A 26,270-nucleotide genomic window follows, 5' to 3' on the forward strand; every position below is an offset into this window, starting at 1 on the left:
GGGGTCGTAGACGGACGCCGGCTCCCCTCGCGGACCCGCGGAGTGGTCCGGATGTCGGGCGAGTCGGATTCGGCGCCACCTCAAACGGAGGAAGAAGCACATGGCTCCCAAGCTCATGTCATCTCAACCGTCAATCCGAAAAGCGGCGTCGGGAAGACCACGACCACGGCAGGGCTCGCAGAGTTCCTCTCCGCGGAGTTCCGCAAACGAGTCCTGGTCATCGACCTCGACCCAGTAGCCGTCCGTAAGCTCACCAACCTCGCCAACCGGTACAGGGACAAAGTCACCTTCACCCGGCTCAAGAGCACCCACGCCAAGGGCCTCGTCCACGACGACGTTTGGGTGACGACCTCCTTCAACTGGCTTTCCTTCAAGGGCGACCCCGACCGCACGTACCGTACGGAGGAGGAAAGTCTCGTCCGCAACCGCCAGAGCGGGCATCCTTGCCGAGACTGCCCTCGGACAGCCGTCCGGGACGCCTCAGGACATGGCCGGCCGTATCGGTGTGAGGTGGTATGCGTACGGTCGGCCCTTGGTCCAGCCGACCCACACTCCGCTGACCCTCGGCTCGAGCACCACTGCGCGGTCTCACGGGAGCCGGGAGAGTCCGACGGTCGTCCGGCCGATCTGCTGGGAGAGCCCCGACCGCGGAACACGCGCTGTCCGCCACCGGCCGTACGCGCCGTGGTGAAGGAGTGCGCCCTCCCCTTCGAGGACAGCCCTCCGCCACACTTGGCCCTTGCCCGCGCTCGCCGCAGGGACACGACCGGCGTGGTGCCGGCCGCCGGCGGTCTGCCGACTTCGCCGGCCGCCGTGGCCCACCGACCGCTCCACCCGGTCGGCCGCAGTCGTCCGCATCCGCTGCCGAGACATCGCGGCATGGCGGTTCGAGAGACAGTGACGGCAGATCAGGACGGCTGCCGAGCAATGAAGTTCTCAACCAATCTGGTTGCGTGGTCAACCAGTGTGCATGTGGCTAAGCTGGTGAGGGGGCCGCGGCTGCAGGCGATGGGAGCAGGAGCCATGGGCGGCAGGCAGAGCGACAGTACCCTTGAAACGTACATGGCGGTTGCCGACAGGGAACCCGCGGCGAAGATCGCCCGCACCTCCTCGCTCTTCCAGACCGACGGCAGGTTCCGCCAGGGGCTGACGAACAGCCAGAAAAGCATCTTCGCCGAGGCTGCCGAACGCCGGTCGCGGATGATTGTCGGCGATCTCGAGACCGCGATCGTCCACGAACTCCCGGGCACAGTCGCCGTCGATGATGTCCTCGTCGACGCCGAGGGCGTGCCGATCGACGGAACCGACCACGTGCCCGACATCGTCGTGCAGGCCGGCCCAACGCGGTCGGCGTGGCACGGCTCCCTGCCACCGTTCCGACCTACGTGGGCCCTGCGGCCATGGAGGAGTTCGGCACTCCGGTCGGCGAGGAGGCCAACCCCCTCCCCGGTGCGAACGTCGGAAGCGCCGGCAGCCACACGGTCGACCTGGACGCCACGGAACCGTGCGCCCTGCGGGACGGTCTGACGACCGCCCGCTCCGGCCGCATTCTCTTCTCGGTGCCACAGAGCGCCGTGCTGCCGACCGTCCCGACTCCTATTTCCGCGGAGGCCCCTTGGCGAATCCCACCGTCATCCGCGCCGCAGCGGCCGACCGACTGTTGTGTCCGCGCGACGGCGTCGATCTCCGAGGGGCGGGCCGCCGGGGGGTATGGATCCGTGTGCGCAAAGGAGCATGTCATGGGCCGAAACGAGGAACGAAGGCACAGGAACGACCCGGGCCCGCAGCCCGACCTGCCCCTGAGGCTGGTTCCCGGGGTCGGTGAGCACAGGGGCGCCGACGGCGTCCTGCGCAGGTACCTCGACCCGGGCGCGACCCTCTTCCGCGCGCCGACCGCCCGAAGGGCCGTCAACACCTTCGTACGAGAGCGTGCGAAGGACCTCGGGACGGAGGGCGCGGACCTCCGTGAGGTCGGCCACGACCAGGACACGGCGACGCTGAACGTCCGCTATCAACAGTTCCACCAGGACGTGCCCATCCTGGGAGCCACGCTCCAGATGGTGGCCGACACCGGCCGGGCGGCCGTCGTGCAGGTGGAGAACACGACGGAGCCCGACGTCTCCGACGCCCCCGACGCGAGCGAGGCCCAGGCCCCCGACGTCGTCGAGAGGAGCGCGCTCGCGCCCTTCCGCGAGGGGTACGAAGCCGCTGCCGTCGTCCGCGACAACCTGGTCTACCTGCGGGACACGTCCAGGCCCCCGCTGCCGGCGGCCGATCGCCCCGCCGCCTCGGTCGCGCTCCTGAGCAAGGGGAAGAGGCGCCCGGACGGCAAGCTGCACCTCGTCCACGACCTCGTCGTCGCGACCACCGGCCCCTTCGAGCACTTCCGGGTCGTCGTGGACGCCGTCGGCGGGAAGCTGTTCTGGATCGAGGTCGCGGGGAAGTACGTGACGGCGACGCTCAACGTCTACGTGCCCGACCCCGTGACGGAGTCGAACGACGGCTCGCTGAGTTCCCTGTCGACCGACGCCGAGCTGAAGCCGTTCGCCCACGAGGTCCAGACGGAGATCGCGCCGGCCGACGGCGACGGAATGTTCCACCTCGAGGGAGAGTGGTGCCGCTGCAGCGACTGGGATGCCCCGGATTTCCCCCAGCCGAAATCGGACTCGGCCACCTTTGTGTTCGACACCCACCCCAAGAACAAGGCATTCCTCAGTGCGAACGCCTACTACTGGACCGACTCCTTCGCCCGCTATCTCCGCAGCCTGGGCAACCCGACGCTCAACGCCCGTATGGTCCAGGTCGAGGTCGACCCGCAGGGAGCCGAGAGCACCGACAAGAGCGAGTGGATCGGCACGACGACACCCCCGCGGATGCGCTTTGACATGAAACTCGTGCCCGGGGCCGCCGACCTCGGCATCATCGTGCACGAGTACACGCACGGGGTCGTGCAATGGCTCCGGCCCGGCGCGACGGGCACCTTGGAGTACGAGCACAGCATCTGCGACGCCATGGCCGGCATCTACCGAGACCGGTTCAACCCCGCAGGGAACCGCCGGACCGAGACGTTCCCCTTCGACAACAACCTTCAGGACGCGTGGAGCCGGGACCGCCGGCTCGACCTGACCCAGCGCTTCGACGACGCGGATTTCGACGACTACACCGCCGACCTGCGCGCCTCCATGCTGGCTTCGGCGCTGTGGCAGTGCTACCTCGGCATGGGCGGGAAGTCGAAAGACGGTGTCGTGCGGCAGAAGGCCGCCGACAAGATGATCAAGACCCTTCTGGCGACGGTGCCGCGCCTGGGGGCGGACACCACACAGAGCAAGAAGAACGCCGTCCACCTGGCCGAGACCCTCATCGCCGCGGACGTCACGGTCAACGGCGGTCTGCACCGCAACGTGATGAACGACGCGTTCGTCCGCCAGGGACTCTTTGCGAAGCCCGACGTCGACGTCTTCATCGCGGACAGGCCGGGGGACACCGGCCTCGTGCCGAGCGGCAGCGACACGGACCCGTTCTGGACGTCCCCCGACATCTGGGTCCGCAACGAGATCGGCCCCGGGGACGACCCGGAGGCGGGGCACCAGGAACCCATCATGAATCGGCCGAACTACCTGTACGTGCGCGTGCACAACCGTGGGACCGCCGAGGCCCAGGCGGACAGGTTCACGGTCGAGACGCGCCGGTGCGACCCGGGCACCGGCATGACGTGGCCCGACCATTTCAAGGTCATCAGCAAGGAGATGATCAACGTACCGATCCCACCCGGCGGATCGGTACGCGTCGGACCCTTCCCCTGGACACCGACCATCCCCGATCACGAATGCCTGATCGCGGTCGTGGACGGTTCGGACGACCCCGCCGTCGTCGCCACCTCGGGTGCGTCGGTGCCGCACGACCGCCTCGTACGCTTCGACAACAACGTGGGCCAGCGCAACGTGTACCCGCAGAAGTCCGTCCTCGGCGGCCAGACCAGAATGACCATCACACTTCGGGGGGCGCCGACGGCGACGGACGGCTCGTGGGAGCTGGACGCCACGGCCATGCCGCCGGACACCCAGATCACCATCCGGACCTTGAGCCGCATCGTCGAGCCCGCCACCCTCAGCCACGTCGAGGTGACGGAGACCGGACCGGTTCGCTCCACGCTGCAGATGTCGGGTGGCGACACGGCGGTCGTCGACGGCTTCCGGCTCGACGCCAACGACGAGGTGTCGGCCGACCTCACCATCGACTTCTCCCACGAGGCCGTGCACCTCAAGGACTACGACTTCATCGCCACCCAGGTCCAGGACCATGAAGTGGCCGGACGCATGACGATCGAGATCACCGCCGTCAAGGACCTGCACGAGTGGTTCTTCGGCAACCCGAGGAGCGGCGAGGTGCACATCGAGACCTGTCCCTTCTGGGAACGGCTCAGTTCGGCGAACAAGAAGCCGTACGCGCGCATGGAGGAGGCTCTGGCCCGCGGCTACAACGGCTGCGCCTACTGCCTCCCCCAGTTCAATACCGGCTGACGCGGGCGGAGATCGAGGCTGCCCGGCCCGTAATGACCCGACCATCTCCTCGGCGTACGTTGGAAAGGTGACAGCGAGATGTCAGCGATTCCCTTCACGGACGGTCTGACGCTCCGGTACCTGCGGCCGGAGAACGTGAAGACGCTGCTCCTTCCCGCCACCGACCCGGAGCACGAGCGCGTGCGGTCGCTGTTGGTCTCCGTCTACGACCCGTCCTTCCTCGACATCAGGTCGGTGGAGTCCGTCGAGATCGCCCACACGGAGTTCCAGACCGCCGTCCACGCCTCGATCGCCGTCCACGGATCGTGGGACAAGTCGATCCCCACGACCGAACAGGCCCGGGCCACCGTCGAGATCCCGGCGACACCCCCCGTCCACTGGATCGACATGTCGCTGGAGACCGTGGTCGCGGTGAAAGCGGCACCGGCCGGCAGCCTCCTCGCCTCCGTGGACGCGGAGCCATGGGCGGCAGCCGACGGCGCCGGGGCACGGCAGGACGAGTTCGAGCGGCCCTACCGGCTCCAGTACGCCGATCCACCCCCCTTCGATCCGACAGCGCCGCCCCGCAGCCTCCCCCTGCGGGTGTCGGCCCTCTTCTTCGACCGCCTCGACCTCGTCGACGCGCTGCGCCGGCTCAGCCAGGCCAGACGGGCGGTCGACGCGGCGAGCCCGCAGCCGGAGGTCCACGACGGCGGCACCATGCTCGCCTCCAGCGCGTGGCTGGCGGTCTTCCCCGCCACCACGACTGACGAACCGTCACAGACGACCGAGCAACTGGTCGGCGATCTGCTGGCGACCCAGGGATTCGTCGCCGCCTTCGAGACGGCACCCTGAAGGCCGGCGGGCACCGGCCGCGCCCAGCCCTCGGAGACCGGGCGCGCACACGGTGAGGAGCAGTCGATGCCGTTCAACTACGTCACTGTCACAGCGAGCAGTGATCTCTTCACGCCCGCCACCAGAGCCTTCGGGGACATCCTTGTCATCGGCAAGGGAGCCCTCGGGAGCACGGGTTCGCCGGCCCAGTCGTTCACCTACCCGAGCGAGGCCGTGAAGGCGTACCCGCAGGGGACGACGAAGCTGACGGACAAGGTCGAACCCCCCAAGAGGACCGCCACCGCCGCGGCGAAGTTCCCGATCGGTACAGAGGTCGCGATCGGGAAGGAGGAGGCGGTCGAGGTCGGCACGATCACGGCGGTGGACGACGCGGCGGGTGGCAAGTTCACCTTGACTCTCGACAAGGAGCTGAAGACCGCTCACGCGGTGGACGACCCGGTGGTCGGGCTGGGCCTGAGCGACCTCGCCGCCGCCATCTCGCTGGCCTTCCGGCAGACCCCGCCCCCGACCCGGGTCTGGGGCCTTGAGGTGGCCTTCGACAGTCCGGCCTGGTCCACCGCGCTCACGGCGGCGAAGGACGTCCCGGCGCAGATCGTGGTGCTCGCCAACACTCCGCTGAACGAGCAGCCGAGCAGCAACCACCCGGTCGAACGCCTGGCGAAGCACGTCGCCGAGGTCTCCAACACCGGTGGAGACGGCAATGAGCGCATCGGGGTCGCCATGCTGGACCAGACGCTGACGCAGGCCAAGCAGATCGCCCTGAACAAGGGGGCGATCCACGACAACCGGATGGTTCTGGTCGCCCACAAGTCGGCGAAGGACGACGTGGCCGCGGCGGTGGCCGGAGTGATCGCGGGCCACGAACCCCACATCTCCCTCCTGCTCAAGCCCGTCTCCATCGAGATGCCCGACCTCTTCACGGCCACCGAGACCCAGACCTACTACGAGAACTCGATCAACTGGGTGACGAGCCCGGTGATGCTCCCCGGGCACGGCCTGTACCTGGGCGAGGGACTCACCGCCAGCCCGAGCGGCAACAAGAAGTACATCGACATCGTGCGGACGCTCGACGACATCAGCTTCCGCATCAAGGCCGCGCTGATCGAGGCCGTCGGAGACCTCCGCATCGACCGCCCGGGCCTGCGCACGGTCGTGACGCTAGTCCAGAGCGTGCTCTCACCGCTGGTGACCCGGGGCGTGATCGAGGACTACACCATCCACATCCCGCTGCTCGTGCTCCTGGAACGCGAGCGCGCCACCTTGAACGCCGACGAGCTTGTACAGATCGGCAACGGGCGGAGCGGCCGAAATGTCGACATGGAGGTCTCGGTCGTCTACGCGGGCGTGATCCACCAGATCGCAGTCAAGCTGGTTCTCAAGGGTTAAGGAGCGATGAGATGCCCGAGGTCAAGTGGGACACCCGGTTGACGGTGATGCTCGACACCACCGTGGTCACCCCCATCGACTCCTTCAACCCCACGTTCAACAGTCCGGTGCAGCCCCTGCACTCATTGGAGGCCGACAACGTCGCCCACGTCGTCCAGCCCAAGGCGTTCACCTTCTCCATGGCGGTGAAGGCGATCGGCCCGGCGGTCGCCAAGCTCACCCAGATGGCTCTGGAGCACAAGAGCTTCAACATCGGGCTCCAGGAGGCTTCCGGCAACGACTGGACGTTCCAGCAGATCGTGTTCAACGACTGCTACATCACGTCCGCGGCGAGCACGATCCTCATCGACGGCGTGCCCACCACCACCTTCAACTGCGTCTGCCTGGAAGTCACCCCCACCAGCGCCTGACCGGAGTGCGGAGGACCCCATGTCGCATCAGGAAGTCGAACCCGAGGGCACGTTGCCCGAGGTCGCAGGGCCGGAGCCCGTCGTGGTCTCCGGTCCGGGGGCGGACCTCCACTTCCACTTCCCGATCGAGGTGGTCCTGGCGGGAGACATCGCCGAGGAGACCCGCCAGGACCTCGTGTCGGGAATCTACGAGGCCTTGCACGAGGCCCTCAGCTGAGCTCGCGGCCCGGAGTGTTCACATGCCCACGATCACCTGTCACTTCCCCATCACCGTAAAGATCACGGGGACTCCCTCGCCCGCCGCTCTGGAACGCCTGGTCGAGGTGGTCGAGGAGGCTCTGATCGCACGCCTGCGCTTCGCACGGGCCAAGATCGCGGCGGCGGGATACACCGAGATCGTCCCGGCCGAGGAGTCGGATCGCTCGCGGGCGGCGCCGTGAACACACCCGTCGAAGCCACCCCCGGCACCGCCGCGGAGACGGCGGTACGCGGCGTGGCGTACCGGCGACTGCATCTGCCGACGTCGGTCGCGTTCACCGGGGACGACGAACGGCACACCTACGAAGGACTGTTGGAAGCACTGCTGCTCCGCGCGGTCGCCGACGCGATCGACAAGGACGACGAGAGCGCGGGGATCACCGGTCCACGGCAGGGGTGGCCACCGGCCGGCGACGGGTCGGCGGCCGGAACACCGGTGGAGCCCACTCCGAGCAGTCGCGGCCACCTCACCTTCGCCATGGCCGTGGCCGACGCGGACGACGGAGGGGGAGAAGGGCCGGGAGCGCACGAGGAGGACGAGAAGGAAGGAAAGGGCGGTGCCGGACAGGGGACCGGCGCGGCTGACCGAGGCGAGAGCCGAGGGGACGGCACAGAGGAGACCGCACACGTCGGCGCGCCGCCGGCCGACGCACAAGGGACCTCCGAGACGGCCGCCATGACAGACACGGCCGGCACCGGGACTGGTACCCCCACCACCGACACCGCGCCGCAGGCGCCGCCCCTTCCCGGGGCGGCCGCCCCCGCCCCCACCGCCACCATCGGCACAGGGGCGCCGACGACGACGGCGGCCGCACCCGCGCCGGACGTGTCCGGCGAGGCGGGCGGGGCTGCCGGGGCGGGCTCCGAACAGGACCCCGGCGTGACGGTGGTGACGGATCCGCGGCGCGAGGTCTTCCAGGGGCCGAGCCCGGTCGACGGACGCGCCGTGATGGTCATCGGCGCCACCCAACTCGTGATGCTGGGCGAGGCGACCCGCCACGCGCGCTCGCGCAGCCTCATCCATGCGGTCCAACTGGGCGACCACCTCTTCGGCGCCCGCTCCTTCGCCGTCCTTCAGGGGCCGCTCGGGACGTCGGACAGCTTCTACTGGGCCGTCGCCACCGCACCCACCGTCACCGACGAGACCATCGGCAAAGAGGTGTCGAGCCGGGAGCTCGAGGGCCAGAGGATTAGCACCTTCACGGGCTTCCACGTCCTGTCCGTCGTCACCACGCTGGACGGTCACCGGTACGGGGTGAATCTGCTGTGGACCAAGGAACGCGGCTGGGTGTGGGGGAGCGTGGAGGAGGGCAAACGCTGGATCCAGATCAGCAAGTCGACCCAGGAACACTGGCTTTCGGCCGAGGAGTTGAGGGTCCTCACCTTCCAGGATCTCGACCGCCTGGTGGACGCCGGCCTCGCCGGGAACGACGAGAGTCTGGAGAAGGCCGCCGCCCAGTTGGGCGAGATGAACGCGAAGGCGTTCGCCCTGGTGGACGAGAAGACGAGAGAGAGGTATCTGGAGATCCTGGTCAAGGCGTGGACGTTCGAAGAACAACGGCACGCGATCATCCAGATCATGATCTCGCTGGACGGCCTGGCCCAATTGCAGGCGGTCCGGGACCGCTTGATCCGGGCCGGCCTGTACGAGCAGCTCTTCGCCGACATGGGAAGCGAGCTCTGGGAGCTGCTCACGGAGGTCGGCAAGAAGTTCGGCGACCACAAATCCCTGACCGTACGGGAGTTCATCGGACTCGTGGCCGAGGCGCTCAACCTGTCGATGCACCACGACGCCGGGCTGAGTCGGAACGTCGAGCAGGAGCAGACCGCCGTCGTCAACCTCAAGATGATGATCGAATTCGAGGAGGCCGTCAGAGCGGCGATGGGATTCGTCCTGGGGACGCTCGACTCCTTCAAGATCATGCTGACCCAGCCCGAGAAGATCCTTTCCGGGCTCTGGGAGCTCCTCAAGCTCACGGTCACCTGCTACCTGGCCAGTTACGGTCACGCCGAGTCGACCAGGCAATTGCAGGTCCTGATCCAGAAGGTCGGCGCCACACTCGTCGACGGTCTGCGCGGTGCCGCTCTTTTCGGGGTCGGCCCACGCGCGGCCACGAGGATCAAATGGGCCGTGATCATCGAGGCGCTCACCTGGATCTCGGAGATCCAGGCCGCCGTCGAGGCACTCGTCAAGATCGAGAAGATCGTCGCCATCCTGCGCTTCCTCAAGATGCTCAAGGTGTTCGAAGGCGAGAAGATCGCCGCACGGTTCACCCGGCTGGCCGAGGCACTGCACGCGGGCAGCGCCGTACTGAACGGGCTCAAGGACGAACATGCGGTCGTGGACCTGCTGATCATGCTGCCCGAGGAGGACGGCGCCCGCCTCGGCGTGCTCCTGCAAGAGGTCGACGTGCCCAAGGGCAGCCATCTGGCAGCGCTGATGGAGCATCCACGGCTCGGCTCCGTCATCACCGACATCCGGGGGAAGGCCGAGGTCCTGCGCGTGCTGGGCGCCAAGTCGGGTGGCCTCACACCGGAGCTGGCACACGCCTTCGGTCGGCTGACCGGGAAGGACGGCTTCGCGATCGCCGAGGTCGACAGGGTGGCCGAGGCGCTCCAGGAGGGCGAGGGCGCTCGGTTCACCAAGATGCTGGAACAGATCGGCTTCGGCCGGATCGGGGCCCAGGCCGAGGTGAAGGCGGACCTGCTGGCGATGCTGGCCGGGGACAGCCGGCGCATGGACGCCGTTCACCAGTACGGGATCGCCGTCGTGGGACAGATGCACGCCCGCTCCGCCGGAGAGGCGGAGGCCTTCGACGCCATGATCGCGAGACTCGAGAAGATCCGCGCGAAAGACGTCGCCGACGGCAAGGCGGTGGAGTTCAGCGAGCTCCTCGACAAGCTGCGCCAGGGGAAGAAGGGGGCCTGGCGGAGGGTGGATCGGCCGCTCAAGGCACCTCGTGTCAAGGCGACGGTCGCCGAACGGGCCCCGGTACGGCAGCGGATCAAGGAATTGCGCAAGCGGTTCCCGAAGAACAAGGTCAAGAACCCGAAGGAGATGGGGAACGCGCTACGGCAGATCGCGCGGATGTCCGAGACCGACCCCGCGAAGGCGATGGAGCACCTGGAGAAGTTCGAGGACCTGCTCAAGGCCCAGGGCACGACCGAGGGACACGTCGCCGAGATCGTGGCGGAGGCGGAGGCGAAGACGAGCCGTGAGGCCAAGGCCCTGCACCACGAGCCCGGTGAGGCGCCGGCGGAGCAGCTGGGCGCCCGCGACGAGCTCAAGTCGAAGACCGGGGAGGCCGGGTCGCCGTCGCACGAGCTGACGGCGTCCATGGAGGGCATCGGCCAGCACAAGGCGTACGGGGAGGACGCGCACCACCCCGCGCCGGCGTCGGACCGTCGCGCGGAGCCTGCGAGGGACATCCTCGAATGGGCGGGTGTCAATCCCGATGACGACCCGCTGAACGGCATCTACCTGCCCAAGACCTCCATGGACCCGAAGATCATTCCGCAGGCCGGGACACGTCATCAGGTGCTGCACACGGACAACTACTACAAGGAGATAACGAGGCGACTGGTCGAGGCCAGGAAGCAGAGCGGGGCGGACGGGGTGATCCACGAGATGTCCAGGATCAAGGAGGACCTCATCCACGGGTGGCACCCGCCACCCGCCACGGGCACGGGACACGAGAACTTCGCCCAGTGGTTCGACGGGTACAAGCACAACCTGGAGTGGCTGACCGACGCGGAGCAGCTCGAGCTGCTCGAGACGGTGAAGGCCCCACCGCGCAAGAAGAGGGCACCAAGGGCGCCCCGGAAGGCGAGTCCGAAGACGACGGGACCCGAGCAGGTACCGAAGCCCCAGCCCCCGGCGAAGGCGAAGGCCAAGCTCGAGGCCAAGCTCGAGGCCGAGCCCGCGTCCGAGGTCAAGCCCGCGTCCGAGGCCAAGTCGAAGGCCGAGGCCAAGCCCAAGCCGAAGGACGAGGTCAAGTCGAAGGCCGAGGCCGAGGCCAAGCCCACGCCCACGGCCAAGCCCAGGGCCGAGGTCAAGCCCAGGGCCGAGGTCAAGCCCAGGGCCGAGGTCAAGGTCAAATCCGAGGCCACACCCAAGCGCAAGGCGAAGCCCAAGGCCAAGCCCAAGACCGGGGCCAAGCCCAAGCCGGAGGCCAAGACCGAGGCCAAGACCGAGGTCAAGCCGGAGGGCAGGCCCGAGCCTGCGACCACGTCCGAGACCGAGCCTCTGCCCGAGCCGGAGGGCAGGACCGAGGCCAAGACCGAGGTCAAGCCTGAGGGCAGGCCCGAGCCTGCGACCACGTCCGAGACCGAGCCCCTGTCCGAGCCGGAAGTGCGCACGAGGGTGGCCACCGAGGCCGAGCCCGCAGAGTCGTCCGCAGACGTCCCCCGCGTACGCGTCGGGCCCGAACCGCGCATTCGCGTCGGGCCCGAACCGCGCATTCGCGTCGAGCCCGAACCGCGCGTTCGCGTCGACGTGGGTACCGAAGACGTGCTGGGCGAACCTCTGTACGACGTCGTCGAGGACCCGTCGAAGCCGGCGCGGAAGAAGAAGCGAGCGAACAAGCGAGGAGGCCGGGGAGATGACCGGGGAAGGTAGGCGCGGACCATGCCCGCCGGTGTGAACGTTCCCGTCCTGATCGGCGCGGTGCCGCTGTTCACGGTCACCAGCCTGTCCCTCAGCGAGGGGTATCAGGTGGCCAGGATCGCCGGCAGCCGCCTCGCCCAGCTCGTCGCGCCGACGACCAGATCGATCAGTGTGGAAGCCGTACTCGTCGGCAGGACCCGTCTGCTGTCCAAGAAGGGCCTGGAGGCGATGGCGCTCACCTCGCGTGCGCTGGCGGGCTCCACTGCGCCCTTGATGAAGGTGGCCGGGCTGCCGGTGGTCTGTGGGATGACCGTCAGCCTCGACATGCAGATCACCAGCCTGCGCTTCACCCAGTCCAACCAGAAGCGCGACGCCCTGGACGTCACCATCAGCCTCGAACAGGTCCCCCGCTCCAGCCTGACCGCGATGCTCGGGGAAGCCATGGACCTCGCGCTCGCCGCCGGCTCCGTCGCGATCCCCAGCGTGAGCGAGATGATTTCTCCGGCCCGCCAGCTGGGAGGTGGACTGTGACCGCCGAACTCCTCTTTCACCGACTTCCGGTCGAGCCCGACGCGGGGCTTCCGCAGGTCTTCCGGTGTCCGGTGGGCGACATCGCCTACGACTTCGCCCTGTACGCCAACTTCGACGGGGGCGAGGACGACCCGCCCGAGACGCTGTACGACCTCGCGGAGTGGAGCCGAGTGCCCCAGCCGATCAAGCCCGAACTGCAGCCCGTGCCCCCCGGCCACCTGGTGCTCAGGGTGACCGGCCCCGGCCCCGACGGCCCGCGCGTCCTCTTCCTGCGCAAGCTCGTTCCCGAGCCGGACCTCGTCCACGCGGCGGGCCCGCTGGCCGTCAAGCTCGTCGAGGCGACGGTGGCCCGCGGCAACCTCAACGGAAGCGGCCACTACGGCTCCCGGATCGTGATCGGGGTGGCACGGCGATGGGCGTGATCCTCTGGTACCTGCTCGACTTCCCGATCCTGCGGCAGAAGATCTCGAACGACGCCCGCAGCGGGTCGGTGCTGGCCGACGCCGAGATCGTGATCAAGTACGAGATCGGTGAACCGGGAACGTTCGACATCACCTTCGCGGACCTGCCGGTCGACCTTCACAAGGCGCTGACGGCCGCTCTCGTGGAGGAGACCGGCCCCGAGGGCGGAGTTGACGTCGACATCCACCTCGGATATCTGGACGACCCCTCCGGGCGGGAAGTGGTCCTGTCGGGCAGGGTCGACGCGATCAAGTCGACGACCCGGTTCCCTCCGCTCGCCCTGCGCCTCACCGGGTTCGAGGAGGCCGCGTACCGGCTGCTCAACCACACCGACCCGGGCAGCCATCCGCCCAGGGCCGCCTTCTCGAAGCCCGAGACGACGCCCTACGACGCGGCGGAGCACATCGCCGGGCTCGCCGGGGTCAAGGTGGTGGGGCCGGAGGAACCCTGCGCCTACCTCCGCGAGATCAACAGGACCGGGAAGAACGCCTTCGCGCTGCTCAGAGGAATGGCCGACAAATGGGGGTACGAAATCCTCGTCCAGGACGGGGCGGTCCAGTGCGGGAAGACCCTCAGCCATCCGCCCGAAGCGAGCAGGTTCCCCGACATTCCCAAGGACGAGGTGCTCGCGGCCATGATGCTCAGCGAGGAGTGCCTCGTCGCGCACAAGACGATGACCGTCGCCCGGCTGGCCGAGTTCAAACCCGCACAGCTGGAAGCGGTCGGCAAACAGACCCTCACCACCGACCCGACCGACCCGGAGAAGGTGGCGGTCTTCGACTTCACGGTGCTCGGCGTCCCCTCCCTACGGGCCGGGCAGATGGTGGCGGCCGGAGTGGAGGGCTACGAGAAGCCGCTCCGGGGCTTCCGCGTCCTCCAGCTGACCCACACGTTCTCGCCGCGGAACGGATACACCTGCTCCGGCCGCGCCGTGGAGTTCAGCATCGAAGGCGGCAACCACCGGCGCAGTGAGCTCGCCCGCAAGGCGACCGCCCACTCGATCGCCGACCTGATCGCAGGCAAGGCCCAGGAGCGTGCCGCCGCCACCCCCTCCGTCGACGTCGGCCACGTCGACAAGGCCAAGCCGGCCCAGCGGGTGGCGAGCGTATTCGTCGGCCAGCGGCCCAACGAGGCCATGGCGTCGCCCAGCGTGGACGTGGCGGTCACCGGAGAGAACGGGGAACGGCACGACAAGCCTGTCGCGTCACCCTTCGCCTGGCACAACGTCGGTCTCTCGGTCCCGGTGTACAGCGGCATGCGCGCCCTCCTCAACCAGGTCAGGGACGACCCCGACGACGCCGTGGTGACGGGTTTCCTGTGGGCCAACGATCCCAAGGCGGACCGCCCGAAATCCAAGGAGGGCGACTGGTGGCTCTGCCTGCCCACCGAGCTCACCAGCGGCAACTCGCCCAAGCCCACGGGCAAGGGCGCCAACGACCTGATCGCCGCGGACGGCCGCCGGGTCGTGGAGGCGATCGGGCTGAAGATCGCGATCGGCGAGAAGGAATGCTCACCGGTCGGCGACCGGCCCACCGAAGGGGACGCCGAAGTCTTCCTGCTCACCCACAAGTCGGGGACCACCGTCAAGATCGACGCCGACGGAAACGTCACCGTCGACGGTGGAACGCAGGACGTGGTGCTCAAGTCCGGGGGAGTGACCCTCACGATCGGCAAGGGAAAGGTGGCGATCAGCTGATGTCTCTCGTAGTCGTCGAAGGCGCGATCATCCAGTGCACCCACCAGGGCAGGCTCACGCTCGCCGCGGGCGACCCCCGGGTCACCGTCAAGGGCAAAGGAGTCGTCCTCGCCGGGAAGGAGAGCGGCCTCGCGTTCGGCTCGGCTGCCACCCCCGTACCGGGCATGATCACACCCTGCACCGCGACCACTCCCAGTGGGCCCCAGCCCTGCGTCATCACCCCGGCGACCCCCGACGGATGGTCGAAGAAGCTTGCCGTCGGCGGCACCCCGGTCCTGCTGGCCACGGCCTCCGGGGTCACCGCGAGCGGGCAGGGCCCCGGACGGTGGACGGTGGCCAACCCCGGCCAGACCGTGCTGGAGACCCTCTGATGATCGAGAACGAACCGCTGGAACCGCGCGACGACCGTCCTGCCGGCGCCGGCGCCGGCGAGGCCGGAGGCCGGCCCGGAGGACAGGCCTCAGACTCCCTCAGGGCCGGCCCCTCGCCCCCCACCGCGTCCCTCGCGACCGCCTTCCGCGCCTCGGCGGCCGGCCCGGAACTGGCCGCCGCCATCCGCCCGTACCTGTCCGGCGACGTCCCGCGCGAAGGCGCACCGAGTCTCGGCCGCAGCCTCGCCCTTGACGACGGGGACCTCGTCCTCGACGGGCGCTCCCACGACCTCGCCCTCGTCGTCGACGCCGACGCCCTGAGCCAGGCGCTGGAGCTGGGCGTCGCCACCCAGACGGGCAGCGACCGGCTCAACACCCGGTTCGGCTTCGACCGCCTGGCCATCAGCGCCTACGCCCACGACCTGCCCACCCGCAAGGAGTTCCTCACGATGGAACTCGTCCGCTGCCTCAGCTCGGACCTTCGGGTCACCGACGTGCGCGAGGTGTTCTTCGACGACGACCCGCGTTATCTGGAGCTGCGGCCCGGACTCGACGAGGAGACCCACCGCCGGGAGGTGGCCGCCGCGCACGCGGCACGCGTCTACGCGGTCTACGCCATCGTCGACACCATCGCGAACACCACTCTCACCCTCCGAGCAAGGGGAACCCCATGACCTCCGAGGAACGGTTCGGCGTCGGCGAGGACGGGTTCGTCGTCAAGGGCATCGACCGGATCATCGCCGACCAGCAGACCCGCGCCCGAGCCATGTTCGGCGACGATGTCGACCTCACTTCCGGCAGCGCCCTGCGCAAGGTCCTGGACGCCGCGGCCCTCGACACCCACGAGCTGTGGCGGGCCCTGGAATCCCAGTACTACGGCACCTTCATCACCACCGCCGAGGGCCCCAGCCTGGACCTGCTCGGCTGCGACCTCGGAGTGCCCCGCCGCGAGCTGCGCGCCCGCGGCCCCGTCTTCCTCACGATCGCGAAGCCGGAATCCGACCGCCGCTACGCCCTTCCGCAGGGCACGGTCATCGTGACCGTGCCCGTCGCCGACGAGCCCGTCCTGGCCTTCCGGAGCGCACGGGCCGTCATCCTCACCACGGAGCAGTCGACCGCGACGGTCGAGGTCGAGGCCGTCGCGCGCGGTGACGACGGGAACATCCCCGCCGGCAGCAAGTTGCGACTCGACCCTGAATGGGCCCGGCACAACCTCAACCTGGGCACCGCCGAGGTCGAGGCCGTCGCGCAACAGACCTTCCACGACGGGGACCTCGGCGAGTCCGACGCCGTCTACCGGGCCCGCCTGCTCGGCGTCCCCCGCACCGTGTGGACCCAGGAAGCGCTGCTCGCCCAGGTGCTCGATGTGAACGGCGTGCGAGACGCGGCGATCTTCGACCCCCTCGGCGGGGTGGAGGCCACCCGGCGCTCCTTCGGAACCTTCCGCTTCGGCAGCCGCGCCTTCTCCAGGGAGCGCCAGACCGGCTCCCCCTACTTCTTCGACATCGTCGTGGCCGCCGAGCCCGGCTGGCCCTGGCACAGTGGCGAGGCGCTAGTCGCCGGAGTGTACGAAGAGGTCCTCGACGTCATACGGCAGTGGCGGCCGGTGTCGATCTTCCCCGACGTCCTGGCGGCCAACCAGGTCGACGTGGGGATACGCGCCACCCTGGTCGTCGAGGCGGGCCACGACGAGGAAGCCGTCAAGGGCGCGATCCTCGACGCCGTACGAGCCTCCGTCAACCGGCTCCGGCTCGGACACGGCGTGCTCTACTCCGACATCGTCCTCAGCGCCCGCACCGCCGCGGGCGTGGTGGACGTGCAGAACCTGCGGCTGCGCCGCTTCGCCCCCGCCTTCGGGCAGACCTACTACGACGGAGGCATCTACGGCGGTTCCCAGGAACTGTCCGTGGGCGAGAACCTGGACCTCGCCCCCGACGAGATCGCCCGCTTCTCCGTGGACACCTCCATGGCCGACCTCCAGGTCGTGGTCACATGAGCACGACGACACCCTGCGGCCGTCTCCGCTTCCGTGACCCGCTGCCGGGCGGCGCCCTCGCCGTCATGCGGGACGCCCTCCCCGCCACGTACGACCGGGGGATGGAGCGCATGACCGTTCCGCTCGACCCCGCGCGGGACGACGGGACGATCCCCGTCCGCAAGTACGACTTCGCCGGCTACGAGCGCTTCTACGGCAAGCCGCCCGCCTCCCCCCGCTATCTGCTCACCCCACGGCAGGACGTCACCGAACCCCTCACTGTCCGGGTCTCCTTCACCCGGGAAACCGGCGCGCGCAAGGAACACGTGGACGTACGGATCCCGGCGGGCCACCCGGCCGGACGCGCCGTGACGGTCCCGATCCCCGGCCGCGCGGCCGACGTCACCGACCGGCTGCAGCTCGTCGACCTCGCCCCCCTCACCCCCGCCCGCGGCTTCGGGACCGTCACCTGGGAGGTCACCGCACTGCTGGGGAACCTGGCCAAACTGCTCTGGGTCATCGGCGCGGAACACGAGGTCATCGCCGAACACCTCCGGGACGTGACGGCACAGCGGAACACCGAAACCGCCCACGGCGCCAGCCTCGACCTCCTCGGCCTCGACCTGGGCGCACCCCGCTTCCCGCCCCGGCCACACACGGTGGACGACGCCACGATCGCGCTCTTCCACCTCGACGACGTCCCGCCGTCCGACGAGGACGAACCCCCGGACCCCGACGCCGAGGTGACCACCGTCGTCGACGCCGCCGCACCCGCCCGCCAGGGTCACAACACCGGCGCCCGCAGCGGTCGGACCGGGCGCTTCGCACACGCCTTCGGTTTCGGGCCGGGCGAGAGCTTCATCAGCGTCGACGACGCTCCGGTCTTCGCCCTCCCGGCCACCGCCGACTTCACCGTCGAGGCCGTCGTGCGACCCGACCGGGCCACCACGACCGGAGCCGTGGTCGCCAAACGCGAGAAGCCCAACACCCCCGAGGCCAAGGGCTGGGCCCTGACGGTGGGCACCTTCCGCGGCATCGACCACAACCTCCGCTTCTCCCTCTCCGACGGCAGCCACGAGGTCGACCTGTTCGCCGACCGCGACCTCGGCGACGGAGCCTTCCACCACATCGCCGGCGTGCTCGCCCGCGAGGGACCGACCGCCGCCGTCGTGCTCCATGTCGACGGACAGGAGGTGGCCCGCTACGCGACCGACGCACCCCTCGGCGCGCTGACCAGCACCGCCAAGCTCGTGATCGGCCGGGCCACGGAGACCCTGGAGGACGCGGCGACCACCGCGCAGTACACGGGCCTGATCGAGGAGGTGCGGGTCTCCGGCGCGGCCCGTGACACCTTCGACCCGGTCACCGGCGAAGCCGACGAGCAGTACCGCCGTCGGCTCCGGATCTTCCACCGCTGGCTCCTGCCCACCCCCGACCGACTCCAGGCCGCGGTGAACACGGCGGCCGGAGCGATCGCCGCCGACCCGGAAGACCCCGAGCCTTTCGTGGTGCGGGAACGGACCGAGGCCGTGGCCACGGGCGGACACCCCCTGCGCGTCCTGCCGACGGAGCTGCCGGTGAGTCAATCCGTCACCGCCGCGGGCGAAGTCGGCACGCCCGAGGAGGCCGCCGTCGGCACCGCCGCCCGGGACGAACCCGACTTCGACCCCGCCTGGCTCATCAGTTACCCGGACCGGCCCGGACTGACCTTCGAGGACGACAAGGACGGCCGCCGGATGCAACTCGTCGTCGTCCGCGCCCTGGACGCTCTCCTCGACCGCCTCGCAGGATTGGGCCGCCCGGCGGAAGGCGACCCCGCGAATCCAGGTGAGACGGCCCCCGGTGCACTGCACGTCCTCAAGGCGTACGACGCCACCGCCACCGGCCTGCACGGCGTCGGGCGCGCCCTCCTGCTCACCCACGCGCCGACCATCGGCCCCGCACAACTCGGCGCGCTCGCCCACGCGGCCGGCTTCGGCTGGGTCCATCACACCAGGGAGGGCCACATCTACGCGGCCCAGCCGCGCGGCGATGTCTTCCATATCACCACGGGCACCACGGACGCGCCCCTCGGCCTGCCGGATGTCACGGAAGGCGGCGCTCTTGTCCTCGGCATCGAGCCCGATCCCTCCCACCTCGCCGACGCCGAGATCCGCTGGTCCGTCCTCCGCTCGGGAGCCGGTGACGCCGCCTTCCTGCCGCGCAAGCCGGGCACCGTGCACGCCGTCGCCGCCGGCGACGTCTCGGTCCGGGTCGAGGTCGTGCGCCGCGGCCACGTCGGCAGCGGCACCCGCCGGATCCGGATCGGCCTGTCCGACACCTCCCTCACGGCCGGACAGAGCGTCAGCGGCACCGGTCGCCGCGACGCCACCGAGGTGGCCGCGGCGGGCCCGCCCACCAACGACTTCGACCCGCACATGCTGCGCGTACGCACCGACGACCTGACCCGACCCCCACGCCCCGTCGACTACCGCACCGAGCCCGGGAACCGGATGATGCAGCGCGTCACCGCCGACGCCCTCGACCGGCTGCTCGACCTGCTCTCGGAAACAGCCGGCGACCTCATGGTGCTCATGTCGTACGTCCCGAAGGCAGAGGGCGAACCGGCCCCGGGCGAGCCCACGGAATCCGACCCCGACACCGCCCTCCATGCCCAGGGCCGGGCGCTGCGGCTCCGTCACTCCAGGCTGACCGCCTCGGCCCTCGCGGCACGGACCTTCGCGGCGGGCTTCGACCACATCCGGATCGACGCACCCGCCGAGCCGGGCGGACCGGAGACCGTGCGCGTCGCCGTCGCTCCCGGCGAGCAACTCACGGTGTCCGGCCCGAGCGAGGTCGACGCCGGGGAGTCCGTCCCGGTCGAGGTCACTCCCGCCGCCGAACCCACCGAGGCCTGCTTCGCCGCAGACGGCTCACAGGTCTTCCTCACCGAGCCGGGCTCGCACCGGATCACCTCCTTCGCCCTCAAGGCGGATTCCCGGCGCCCCGCTCCCCGGATCCGCCTGGACACCTCACGCAGGGTCGACCCCTTCCCCGGTGCTGTCGCCTTCGGCGGCGGACGCCTCTTCGTGGCGCACGAACGGCTCGGCCGCATCTCGGCCCTGACTCCCGCGAACCTGGAGCCGGCCACCACCCTGTCGGACCTCACCTGCCCCGGCCCCGCAGCCCTGGCGACCGACACCGACCGGCTCTACGCCGGCTGCGGCGACAAGACCCTGCGTGCCTTCGCCCTGACGACCGGAGAGCAGGCGACCCCGCTGCAACTGCCCGCCGTGCCGAAGTCCCTCGTGGTTGCCGCCGACAGCCCCTTCCTGTACGCGGTTCTGGACGACGGCCGATGGTGCCGAGTGGAACGCGCGACACTGACCCTGCGCGAGACCGTCGACACGGGCGACCCGAAGGCCCACTCCGGCGCCGTCACGGCGAACGGGAAGAAGCTGTACGTGATCTGCCCCGGAGCGGGTCCGGACGGCGGCGGAAGCATCCGGGTCTACCGCCCGCCGGGCCGCAATCCGACGGCCTTCATCGACGGATTCCCCGCAGGCGCCGAGCCGGTGGCGCTGAGCCTCAGCGGCGACGGGAAGCTGCTGTACGTGGCGACGGAAGGTTCGCCCTCGACGGTCGGCCGGGTGCACCTCGTCGACGTCGCCACCGACGTCCGCCTGCCGCAGGTGTTCAGCCCCGGCCGAGGCGGTCCCGCCCTCGCCGCGAGCCCCTCCGGCACCCCGTACCCGCCCTGCCTCGTCATGGCTCCGCGCCACGGCGGCACCGTGCTCCTCGCCGATCCCTCGCCTCTCGCCGACGACCCTCCCGCCCCGCCGCGGCTCGACGCCGAACTTCCGCTGGGCACCGGCGTGGGCGAGGTGCTCGCGTGGTCGTCCACTCCGGACGGCCACGGCACCGCCGAACCGGCGACGCCCGACGCCCCGGTGTGCACGGTCGTCGGCGTCGCGCCCGGACGGGTGACGATCCGGGCCACGTATCTCCCCGCCGAGGGGCTGCGGCCCTACCAGTGCGAGGTCCGGCTCAAACCCACACTGGAGTCGATTCCTGATGCGGCCGTCACGAAGGAGCAGTACGACCTGATCCTCAACGTCCTCAACTGGTTCCACCCCCTCGGCGTGGAATGCCGCACCGACCGCCTGCGGGCCCTGGCCGGTCTCGATCACGAGGAGACGGAACGGCCCCGCCTGCACACCTTCCCGACCTACCACGTCGCGGACCTCTTCTCGTCTCCCTTCATCCACCTGCGCAGGGAGGACCGCCATGATTAAGCCCTACAAGCCCCAGTTCAGCCACAAGGACTGGATCGACAACCAGGACCGCGTCAAAGCGGGCGGCGAGGACGGACTCAACTACCGTTTCCACCTGCTGGAGGCCGAGTTCGCCGCACTGGCGGACAACCAGATCAACCCGATCATCGACTCGCTGGGCGCGCTGACGAGACATCTCACGCTCACCCCCGCCCTGATGCGCTACAGCGACGCCGGAGCCGAGGTGCCGCCCTGGTCACAGGGCATCGACATGGTCGAGAAGCCGGCGGAGAAGACCCAGGCGCACGGCTTCATGAACATCGTGCTTCCGGACGGTGCTCTCGTGCAGTCGCTGCTCGCGACCGGGACCAATCTGTCCAGCACCGGCACGCTGACGGTGTCCCTCGTGGCCCGCGACATCAAGGACGGCGGAGGCGGCACCGGCTTCCTCATCCAGTCCACAACGCTGGGCACTGCTGTCGTACCGGAGCGCGAGGTGAAGATCTCGAATGACTCGAACCGCTATTTCCTGACGGTTGACCTCGAGAACGCGGATCCGGCCAAAGCGGTGAAAGTCTTCTGCGTCCAGCTCGCCTATCAGTGACCGTCCGGAACGCCCTTCGGCACACCGAGAGGAGACGGCCATGTCAAAGGTCGAGGGACAGGATGTCCCCAGCGCGTATCCACACCCGCAGCTGTTCGGCGTGTGGGGGGACAGCTCCGGGGGCAGCGGTGTCATCGGCAGCACCGGGAACACGGGCACGACGGAGGCGCCGGTCGGCGGCGTGTTCGGCGACACCAAACAGCACGGTGGCGTAGGAGTCGTGGGCCGGTCCCAGCACGTCCAGGGGGGCACGGGCGTCGTGGGTATCAGCGCCGGCGGGGTCGGCGTGTCGGGCATCGGCAACGGATCCGGTCCCGGGGTGCTGGGCACTGGCGGCCAAGGCCCGGGCGTGCAAGGCGAGAGCACCCAAGGGGCCGGGGTGACCGGCAAGGGAGCTCCCAGCAGCCCCGGCGTCATCGGCATCGGCAGCGGGGGTCCTGGAGTGGAGGGCACGAGCGTCCAGGGCGCGGGCGTGTCCGGCATTACCACCGGGTCCGGACCAGGACTGCTCGGGTCTTCGACCGTCGGCCCCGGGGTGGCGGGCACGAGCTCCGGCGGCCCCGGCGTCTCCGGCGAGGGCACCGGCTCCGGCCCGGGCGTCACGGGCACCGGTGTCACCGGCCCCGGGGTCCAGGGATCCAGCGCGCAGGGCGACGGTGTCACGGGCACGGGCGGCAGTACGGGCGCGGGCGTCGTCGGCACCGCCCTCGCCGGTCCCGGGCTCTCCGGAACGAGCACGAAAGGCTCCGGAGTCCTCGGCCAGGGCGGCGGCACCTCGCCGGGCGTGGACGGGAAGGCCACGGGCGGGCCGGGAGTGTCCGGCACGAGCACCGACGGCCCCGGCCTCTCGGGCAGCAGCACGAAGGGCGACGGCGTCACCGGTCAGGGGGGAGGGCAGGGCGCGGGTATCACGGGCCGCGCGACCGAAGGCCCGGGCGTCTCGGGCACCAGCACCAGCGGTGTCGGTCTCCGCGGCACGGGGGGTGGGACCTCCGCCGGCGTCGAAGGCGTCGGCTCGTCCGGCGCGGGTGTGATCGGTACGAGCACGCAGGGCGCCGGGGTGTCCGGCACCAGTACGCAGAGCGTCGGCGTCACCGGAAAGGGCGGCGGTGCGAACGCCGGCGTGGAGGGAACCGGCACCTCGGGCCCGGGCGTGTCCGGCACCAGTACGCAGGGCGTCGGCGTCACCGGTACCGGAGGCGGATCCAGCGCCGGAGTCGTCGGCACCGGCAGCGGCGGCGCCGGCCTCAAGGGCATCAGCACCAGCGGTGCGGGCGTCCTCGCCGAGAGCACGAGTGGCGCGGGTGTCTCTGCGTCGAGCACACAGGGCACCGGTGTCTCGGGCACGAGTACGCAGGGCGTGGGAGTGTCCGGCAAGGGCGGCGGCACGAATCCCGGCGTACAGGGCACCGGAGGTGCCGGGCCCGGCCTGTCCGGCAGCAGTACGGGGAACGCCGGGGTGTTCGGCAAGGGCGGCGGCACGAATCCCGGCGTCGAGGGCACCTGCACCTTCGGTCCGGGCGTCAGCGGCACCAGCGCCCAGGGCTACGGAGTCAAAGCCGACGGAGCCACCGGTCTGTACGCGACGGGGGCGTCGCGAGCCGCCTACCTGGAGGGCGACGTCGTGATCACCGGAACGGTGTCCGACGGCGCGAGCCGCATGAGGATCGACCACCCGATCCAGCCCGAAGACCGCTATCTGGTCCACGCGGCGGTCGTGTCCCCCGAGCTGAAGACCGCCTACGACGGCACGGCCGTCCTCGACGAGGACGGCCGTGCAACGGTCGAACTGCCCGATTGGTTCGAGTCGTTGAACGAGTCCTTCCGCTATCAGCTCACCGCCGTCGGCGCCCCGGCCCCCGATCTCCACGTCAGCCGCCCCCTCGCCGATCACACCTTCGCGATCGCGGGGGGCGGGGCAGGCCTTGAGGTCTGCTGGCAGATCACCGGAGTCCGCTGCGACAACTGGGCCCGGGCCAACCCGCTGACCACCGACGAGATCAAGCCCGAGGAGGAGAAGGGGTTCTTCGTGCACCCCGAGCTGATCGGCCGGCCGGCGGACCGTTCCCTCTCCGCACTCGTCGCCCAGCCCGCCGCACGGGGCACCGCGCCCGAGGAGAGGCCGGGTCCGGGGTGACCTGGGTGCGCCCGTCGACGAGCCTGCCGAAGCCGAGGTCCTCGCACCGGTTCTCCGGGGCCTCCACCCCGTGGAAGGGGTGCCGATGTCCTCGAACAGCGCCTCGCGCCTCGGTTTCATCGCCGTCGACGCGGCGAGCGCCTCCCTGGCCGGTACAGCCATCAACGCCGCCACCTGAGTACTACAGCCGTGGATCGTGATCTTGCTGGTCGGAGCCGGTTCCGGGTATGCGTACGGCCACCAGTGATCATCGGTGTGTGAAGACAGACGAACAACCGATGGCCGCGGTGCACGGCCCAGATCCCGCTCGCCGGCGGGCGACGTTCGAGGTCCTGATGGGCCGGATAGCCTCCCGGTTCGCACGGGTCGAATTGCGGCGGCAAGCACGGGAGTTCGTCCTCGGCCTGCCGGCGGGCCTGCCACGGAAGAACTGCTGGACGCCGGCCGAGCACGCCGGCCATGCCAGCCCCGACCGGCTGCAGCACCTGCTCGCACGGGCGAAGTGGGACGCGGACGCCGTCCGTGACGATCTGCGCGGCTTCGTCGTCGACCACCTCGGCACAGGAGACGTCGTCCTGGTGGTCGATGAGACCGGTGACCTGAAGAAGGGCACGCACACGGTCGGGGTCCAGCGCCAGTACACCGGCACCGCCGGACGCGTCGGAGAACAGCGAGGTCGCTGTCCTCCTCGCCTACTCCACCCCGCGAGGTCATGCCGCGATCGACCGGGAACCCTACGTGCCCCGCTGCTGGACCGACGACCCCGACCGGTGCCGGGCCGCTGGCATTCCGGAGGACCACACCTTCGCGACGAAACCCCAGCTCGCCGCCCGCATGATCGACCGGGCCCTGACCGTCGGGATCACCGCGGCCTGGGTTGCCGTCGACGAGGCATACGGCGGCAACACGCCCCTGCGTAACACCCTCGAACAACGCGGCCAGGCATACGTCCTCGCCGTCGCCCGTGACCACCACATCACCACCCGGGCCGGAAAGAGCGCGCCGATGACCTGGTGAAGAAGATCCCGAAGCGGGCCTGGCAGAAACTCTCCGCCGGAGCCGGAGCCGGCGCCAAGGGCCACCGCCACTACGACTGGGCCCTGGCCGTGATCGCGGACGGGCGGCCCGGACACCGGCACCTACCACTCGCCACAACCGCCGCACCGGCGAACTCGCCTACTACCGCTGCTACTCGACCGCCGAGACCCCCTGACCACCTTCGTTATGGTTGCCGGCGGCGGTGGACCATCGAGGAGACGTTCCAATCATCCAAGACCCTGGCCGGTCTCGACGAACACCAGGTCAGACGCTGGACCTCTTGGCACCGCTGGGTCACCCTCGCCATGCTCGCCCACGCCTTCCTCGCCGCCGTCACCGCCGCCGAGCAGACCCAGCACAAGCTGATCCCACTGACCCGTAACGAGATCCAGCACCTGTTCACGACCCTCGTCACACAGCCCCGGCACACCACCGGGCACCGACTCCGCTGTTCACACTGGCGCCGACGCCACCAAGGAATGGCGGGGGCTCGCCACCCGCTACGCCAAGACCCCTATCAGCCACCTTGCCGGACTCCACCTGCGCGGCGTGGTCGTCTGGCTCCGCAGCCTCCAATGAAGATCTGAACAGCACACGCTCTAGGCCGAGGTGGCACTGCTCGCCTGCACGGCCGCGACAAGTACGTCGAGTCGCCCGCGGACTCGGGCGGCGGTGACATGGTCGAAATAGTCGCGGGAGCTGATGATCTCACCGTCGCGCACCCGCAGCACGAAGATGCCGGGCAGCGCGAAGGGTTCGCCGGTCTCTGCGACTGTTCCCTGGTACTCGAACTCGGCGACGATGACCTCGGGGTCGGTCGTCTCATGGATCGTGATGTTGGTTGCCCGACGGTGCAGCCGGGGGCCGGCGTCGGTCGGCCTGAAGTGTTCGCGCAGTTCGTCGCGGGTACGGAGTGCGGCAGCACGAAGCGGGTCGAACGGGTGCACGACATGGGTCTGCTCCGCATACAGATCGGGCAGTTCGCTCCAGCGGCCCTCCGCAACACCGTTCACGAGCGCGAGGAAAACCTCCCGCGGACTGAGGGCTTGGGTCATGACACTCTCCTGTCGTCTGCGCCGACGTGCAGTGGCATCGCACTACTATCCGAAGTGCGGACTCCGATTATACGGAGTCGCGACTTCGGATAGCGGCATACGAGTGAAAGCGCGATGAGCACCCCAGGTAACCG

Annotated in this window: 18 protein-coding genes and 1 pseudogene; 18 read left to right on the plus strand and 1 reads right to left on the minus strand. The window is 69.8% G+C overall.

What is annotated here, in order from left to right; translation table 11 throughout:
• The first annotated feature begins 51 nt into the window (after window positions 1-51).
• From OG289_RS44000 to OG289_RS44085, 18 genes and pseudogenes are all read left to right on the plus strand, one after another.
• Window positions 52-1,527 (plus strand): nucleotide-binding protein, encoded by a 1,476-nt coding sequence (locus OG289_RS44000; protein ID WP_327319614.1) that lies wholly within the window; start codon window positions 52-54, stop codon window positions 1,525-1,527.
• Between the two features lie 212 nt (window positions 1,528-1,739).
• A complete protein-coding gene (locus OG289_RS44005) occupies window positions 1,740-4,520 on the plus strand; it encodes a hypothetical protein (protein WP_327319615.1) in 2,781 nt (926 codons plus the stop codon).
• Window positions 4,521-4,598: 78 nt separating this feature from the next.
• Window positions 4,599-5,354 (plus strand): hypothetical protein, encoded by a 756-nt coding sequence (locus OG289_RS44010; protein ID WP_327319616.1) that lies wholly within the window; start codon window positions 4,599-4,601, stop codon window positions 5,352-5,354.
• Between the two features lie 66 nt (window positions 5,355-5,420).
• Complete coding sequence (locus tag OG289_RS44015) at window positions 5,421-6,740, plus strand: hypothetical protein (protein WP_327319617.1); 1,320 nt, start codon at window positions 5,421-5,423, stop codon at window positions 6,738-6,740.
• Window positions 6,741-6,751: 11 nt separating this feature from the next.
• The gene (locus OG289_RS44020; protein WP_327319618.1) at window positions 6,752-7,150 is read left to right on the plus strand and encodes a hypothetical protein; all 399 of its coding nucleotides are present in this window, start codon (window positions 6,752-6,754) and stop codon (window positions 7,148-7,150) included.
• Window positions 7,151-7,169: 19 nt separating this feature from the next.
• Window positions 7,170-7,367, plus strand: coding sequence for a hypothetical protein (locus tag OG289_RS44025; RefSeq protein ID WP_327319619.1), 198 nt, complete (start codon window positions 7,170-7,172; stop codon window positions 7,365-7,367).
• Window positions 7,368-7,389: 22 nt separating this feature from the next.
• Window positions 7,390-7,590: a hypothetical protein gene (locus OG289_RS44030; RefSeq protein ID WP_327319620.1), complete on the plus strand. Its 201-nt coding sequence runs from the start codon at window positions 7,390-7,392 to the stop codon at window positions 7,588-7,590.
• Complete coding sequence (locus OG289_RS44035) at window positions 7,587-12,026, plus strand: AHH domain-containing protein (protein ID WP_327319621.1); 4,440 nt, start codon at window positions 7,587-7,589, stop codon at window positions 12,024-12,026. The genes OG289_RS44030 and OG289_RS44035 overlap by 4 nt, the downstream gene beginning before the upstream one ends.
• A gap of 9 nt (window positions 12,027-12,035) precedes the next feature.
• Complete coding sequence (locus tag OG289_RS44040; protein WP_327319622.1) at window positions 12,036-12,545, plus strand: hypothetical protein; 510 nt, start codon at window positions 12,036-12,038, stop codon at window positions 12,543-12,545.
• Window positions 12,542-12,967 (plus strand): hypothetical protein, encoded by a 426-nt coding sequence (locus tag OG289_RS44045; protein WP_327319623.1) that lies wholly within the window; start codon window positions 12,542-12,544, stop codon window positions 12,965-12,967. The genes OG289_RS44040 and OG289_RS44045 overlap by 4 nt, the downstream gene beginning before the upstream one ends.
• Window positions 12,958-14,703 (plus strand): hypothetical protein, encoded by a 1,746-nt coding sequence (locus tag OG289_RS44050; protein ID WP_327319624.1) that lies wholly within the window; start codon window positions 12,958-12,960, stop codon window positions 14,701-14,703. The genes OG289_RS44045 and OG289_RS44050 overlap by 10 nt, the downstream gene beginning before the upstream one ends.
• Entirely contained in the window at window positions 14,703-15,074 is a 372-nt protein-coding gene (locus OG289_RS44055; protein WP_327319625.1) for a hypothetical protein, read from the plus strand. The genes OG289_RS44050 and OG289_RS44055 overlap by 1 nt, the downstream gene beginning before the upstream one ends.
• On the plus strand, window positions 15,074-15,748 hold the full coding sequence (locus OG289_RS44060; RefSeq protein WP_327319626.1) for a hypothetical protein: 675 nt from the start codon (window positions 15,074-15,076) through the stop codon (window positions 15,746-15,748). Before OG289_RS44055 ends, OG289_RS44060 begins: the two co-directional genes overlap by 1 nt.
• Window positions 15,745-17,070 carry a baseplate J/gp47 family protein gene (locus OG289_RS44065; protein WP_327319627.1) on the plus strand — a complete coding sequence of 442 codons (1,326 nt, stop codon included), beginning with the start codon at window positions 15,745-15,747 and terminating at the stop codon, window positions 17,068-17,070. Before OG289_RS44060 ends, OG289_RS44065 begins: the two co-directional genes overlap by 4 nt.
• Window positions 17,067-21,323 carry a LamG-like jellyroll fold domain-containing protein gene (locus tag OG289_RS44070; RefSeq protein ID WP_327319628.1) on the plus strand — a complete coding sequence of 1,419 codons (4,257 nt, stop codon included), beginning with the start codon at window positions 17,067-17,069 and terminating at the stop codon, window positions 21,321-21,323. The genes OG289_RS44065 and OG289_RS44070 overlap by 4 nt, the downstream gene beginning before the upstream one ends.
• Window positions 21,316-21,906 carry a hypothetical protein gene (locus OG289_RS44075; RefSeq protein ID WP_327319629.1) on the plus strand — a complete coding sequence of 197 codons (591 nt, stop codon included), beginning with the start codon at window positions 21,316-21,318 and terminating at the stop codon, window positions 21,904-21,906. Before OG289_RS44070 ends, OG289_RS44075 begins: the two co-directional genes overlap by 8 nt.
• 40 nt (window positions 21,907-21,946) lie before the next feature.
• On the plus strand, window positions 21,947-24,043 hold the full coding sequence (locus OG289_RS44080; protein WP_327319630.1) for a beta strand repeat-containing protein: 2,097 nt from the start codon (window positions 21,947-21,949) through the stop codon (window positions 24,041-24,043).
• Between the two features lie 278 nt (window positions 24,044-24,321).
• Window positions 24,322-25,410 (plus strand): annotated as a pseudogene (locus OG289_RS44085) (IS701 family transposase); the annotation flags it as partial.
• Between the two features lie 270 nt (window positions 25,411-25,680).
• Here the strand turns inward: OG289_RS44085 and OG289_RS44095 are convergent.
• Window positions 25,681-26,136, minus strand: a complete 456-nt coding sequence (locus OG289_RS44095; protein WP_327319631.1) for a nuclear transport factor 2 family protein — start codon at window positions 26,134-26,136, stop codon at window positions 25,681-25,683.
• Window positions 26,137-26,270: the final 134 nt, after the last annotated feature.

Source organism: Streptomyces sp. NBC_01235 (assembly GCF_035989285.1).
Classification (GTDB): domain Bacteria; phylum Actinomycetota; class Actinomycetes; order Streptomycetales; family Streptomycetaceae; genus Streptomyces.

Coding starts and splice junctions, on each gene's coding strand:
- OG289_RS44000 (WP_327319614.1), top strand. CDS start 52: ATGTCGGGCGAGTCGGATTCGGCGCCACCTCAAACGGAGGAAGAAGCA.
- OG289_RS44005 (WP_327319615.1), top strand. CDS start 1,740: ATGGGCCGAAACGAGGAACGAAGGCACAGGAACGACCCGGGCCCGCAG.
- OG289_RS44010 (WP_327319616.1), top strand. CDS start 4,599: ATGTCAGCGATTCCCTTCACGGACGGTCTGACGCTCCGGTACCTGCGG.
- OG289_RS44015 (WP_327319617.1), top strand. CDS start 5,421: ATGCCGTTCAACTACGTCACTGTCACAGCGAGCAGTGATCTCTTCACG.
- OG289_RS44020 (WP_327319618.1), top strand. CDS start 6,752: ATGCCCGAGGTCAAGTGGGACACCCGGTTGACGGTGATGCTCGACACC.
- OG289_RS44025 (WP_327319619.1), top strand. CDS start 7,170: ATGTCGCATCAGGAAGTCGAACCCGAGGGCACGTTGCCCGAGGTCGCA.
- OG289_RS44030 (WP_327319620.1), top strand. CDS start 7,390: ATGCCCACGATCACCTGTCACTTCCCCATCACCGTAAAGATCACGGGG.
- OG289_RS44040 (WP_327319622.1), top strand. CDS start 12,036: ATGCCCGCCGGTGTGAACGTTCCCGTCCTGATCGGCGCGGTGCCGCTG.
- OG289_RS44050 (WP_327319624.1), top strand. CDS start 12,958: ATGGGCGTGATCCTCTGGTACCTGCTCGACTTCCCGATCCTGCGGCAG.
- OG289_RS44055 (WP_327319625.1), top strand. CDS start 14,703: ATGTCTCTCGTAGTCGTCGAAGGCGCGATCATCCAGTGCACCCACCAG.
- OG289_RS44060 (WP_327319626.1), top strand. CDS start 15,074: ATGATCGAGAACGAACCGCTGGAACCGCGCGACGACCGTCCTGCCGGC.
- OG289_RS44065 (WP_327319627.1), top strand. CDS start 15,745: ATGACCTCCGAGGAACGGTTCGGCGTCGGCGAGGACGGGTTCGTCGTC.
- OG289_RS44070 (WP_327319628.1), top strand. CDS start 17,067: ATGAGCACGACGACACCCTGCGGCCGTCTCCGCTTCCGTGACCCGCTG.
- OG289_RS44075 (WP_327319629.1), top strand. CDS start 21,316: ATGATTAAGCCCTACAAGCCCCAGTTCAGCCACAAGGACTGGATCGAC.
- OG289_RS44080 (WP_327319630.1), top strand. CDS start 21,947: ATGTCAAAGGTCGAGGGACAGGATGTCCCCAGCGCGTATCCACACCCG.
- OG289_RS44095 (WP_327319631.1), bottom strand. CDS start 26,136: ATGACCCAAGCCCTCAGTCCGCGGGAGGTTTTCCTCGCGCTCGTGAAC.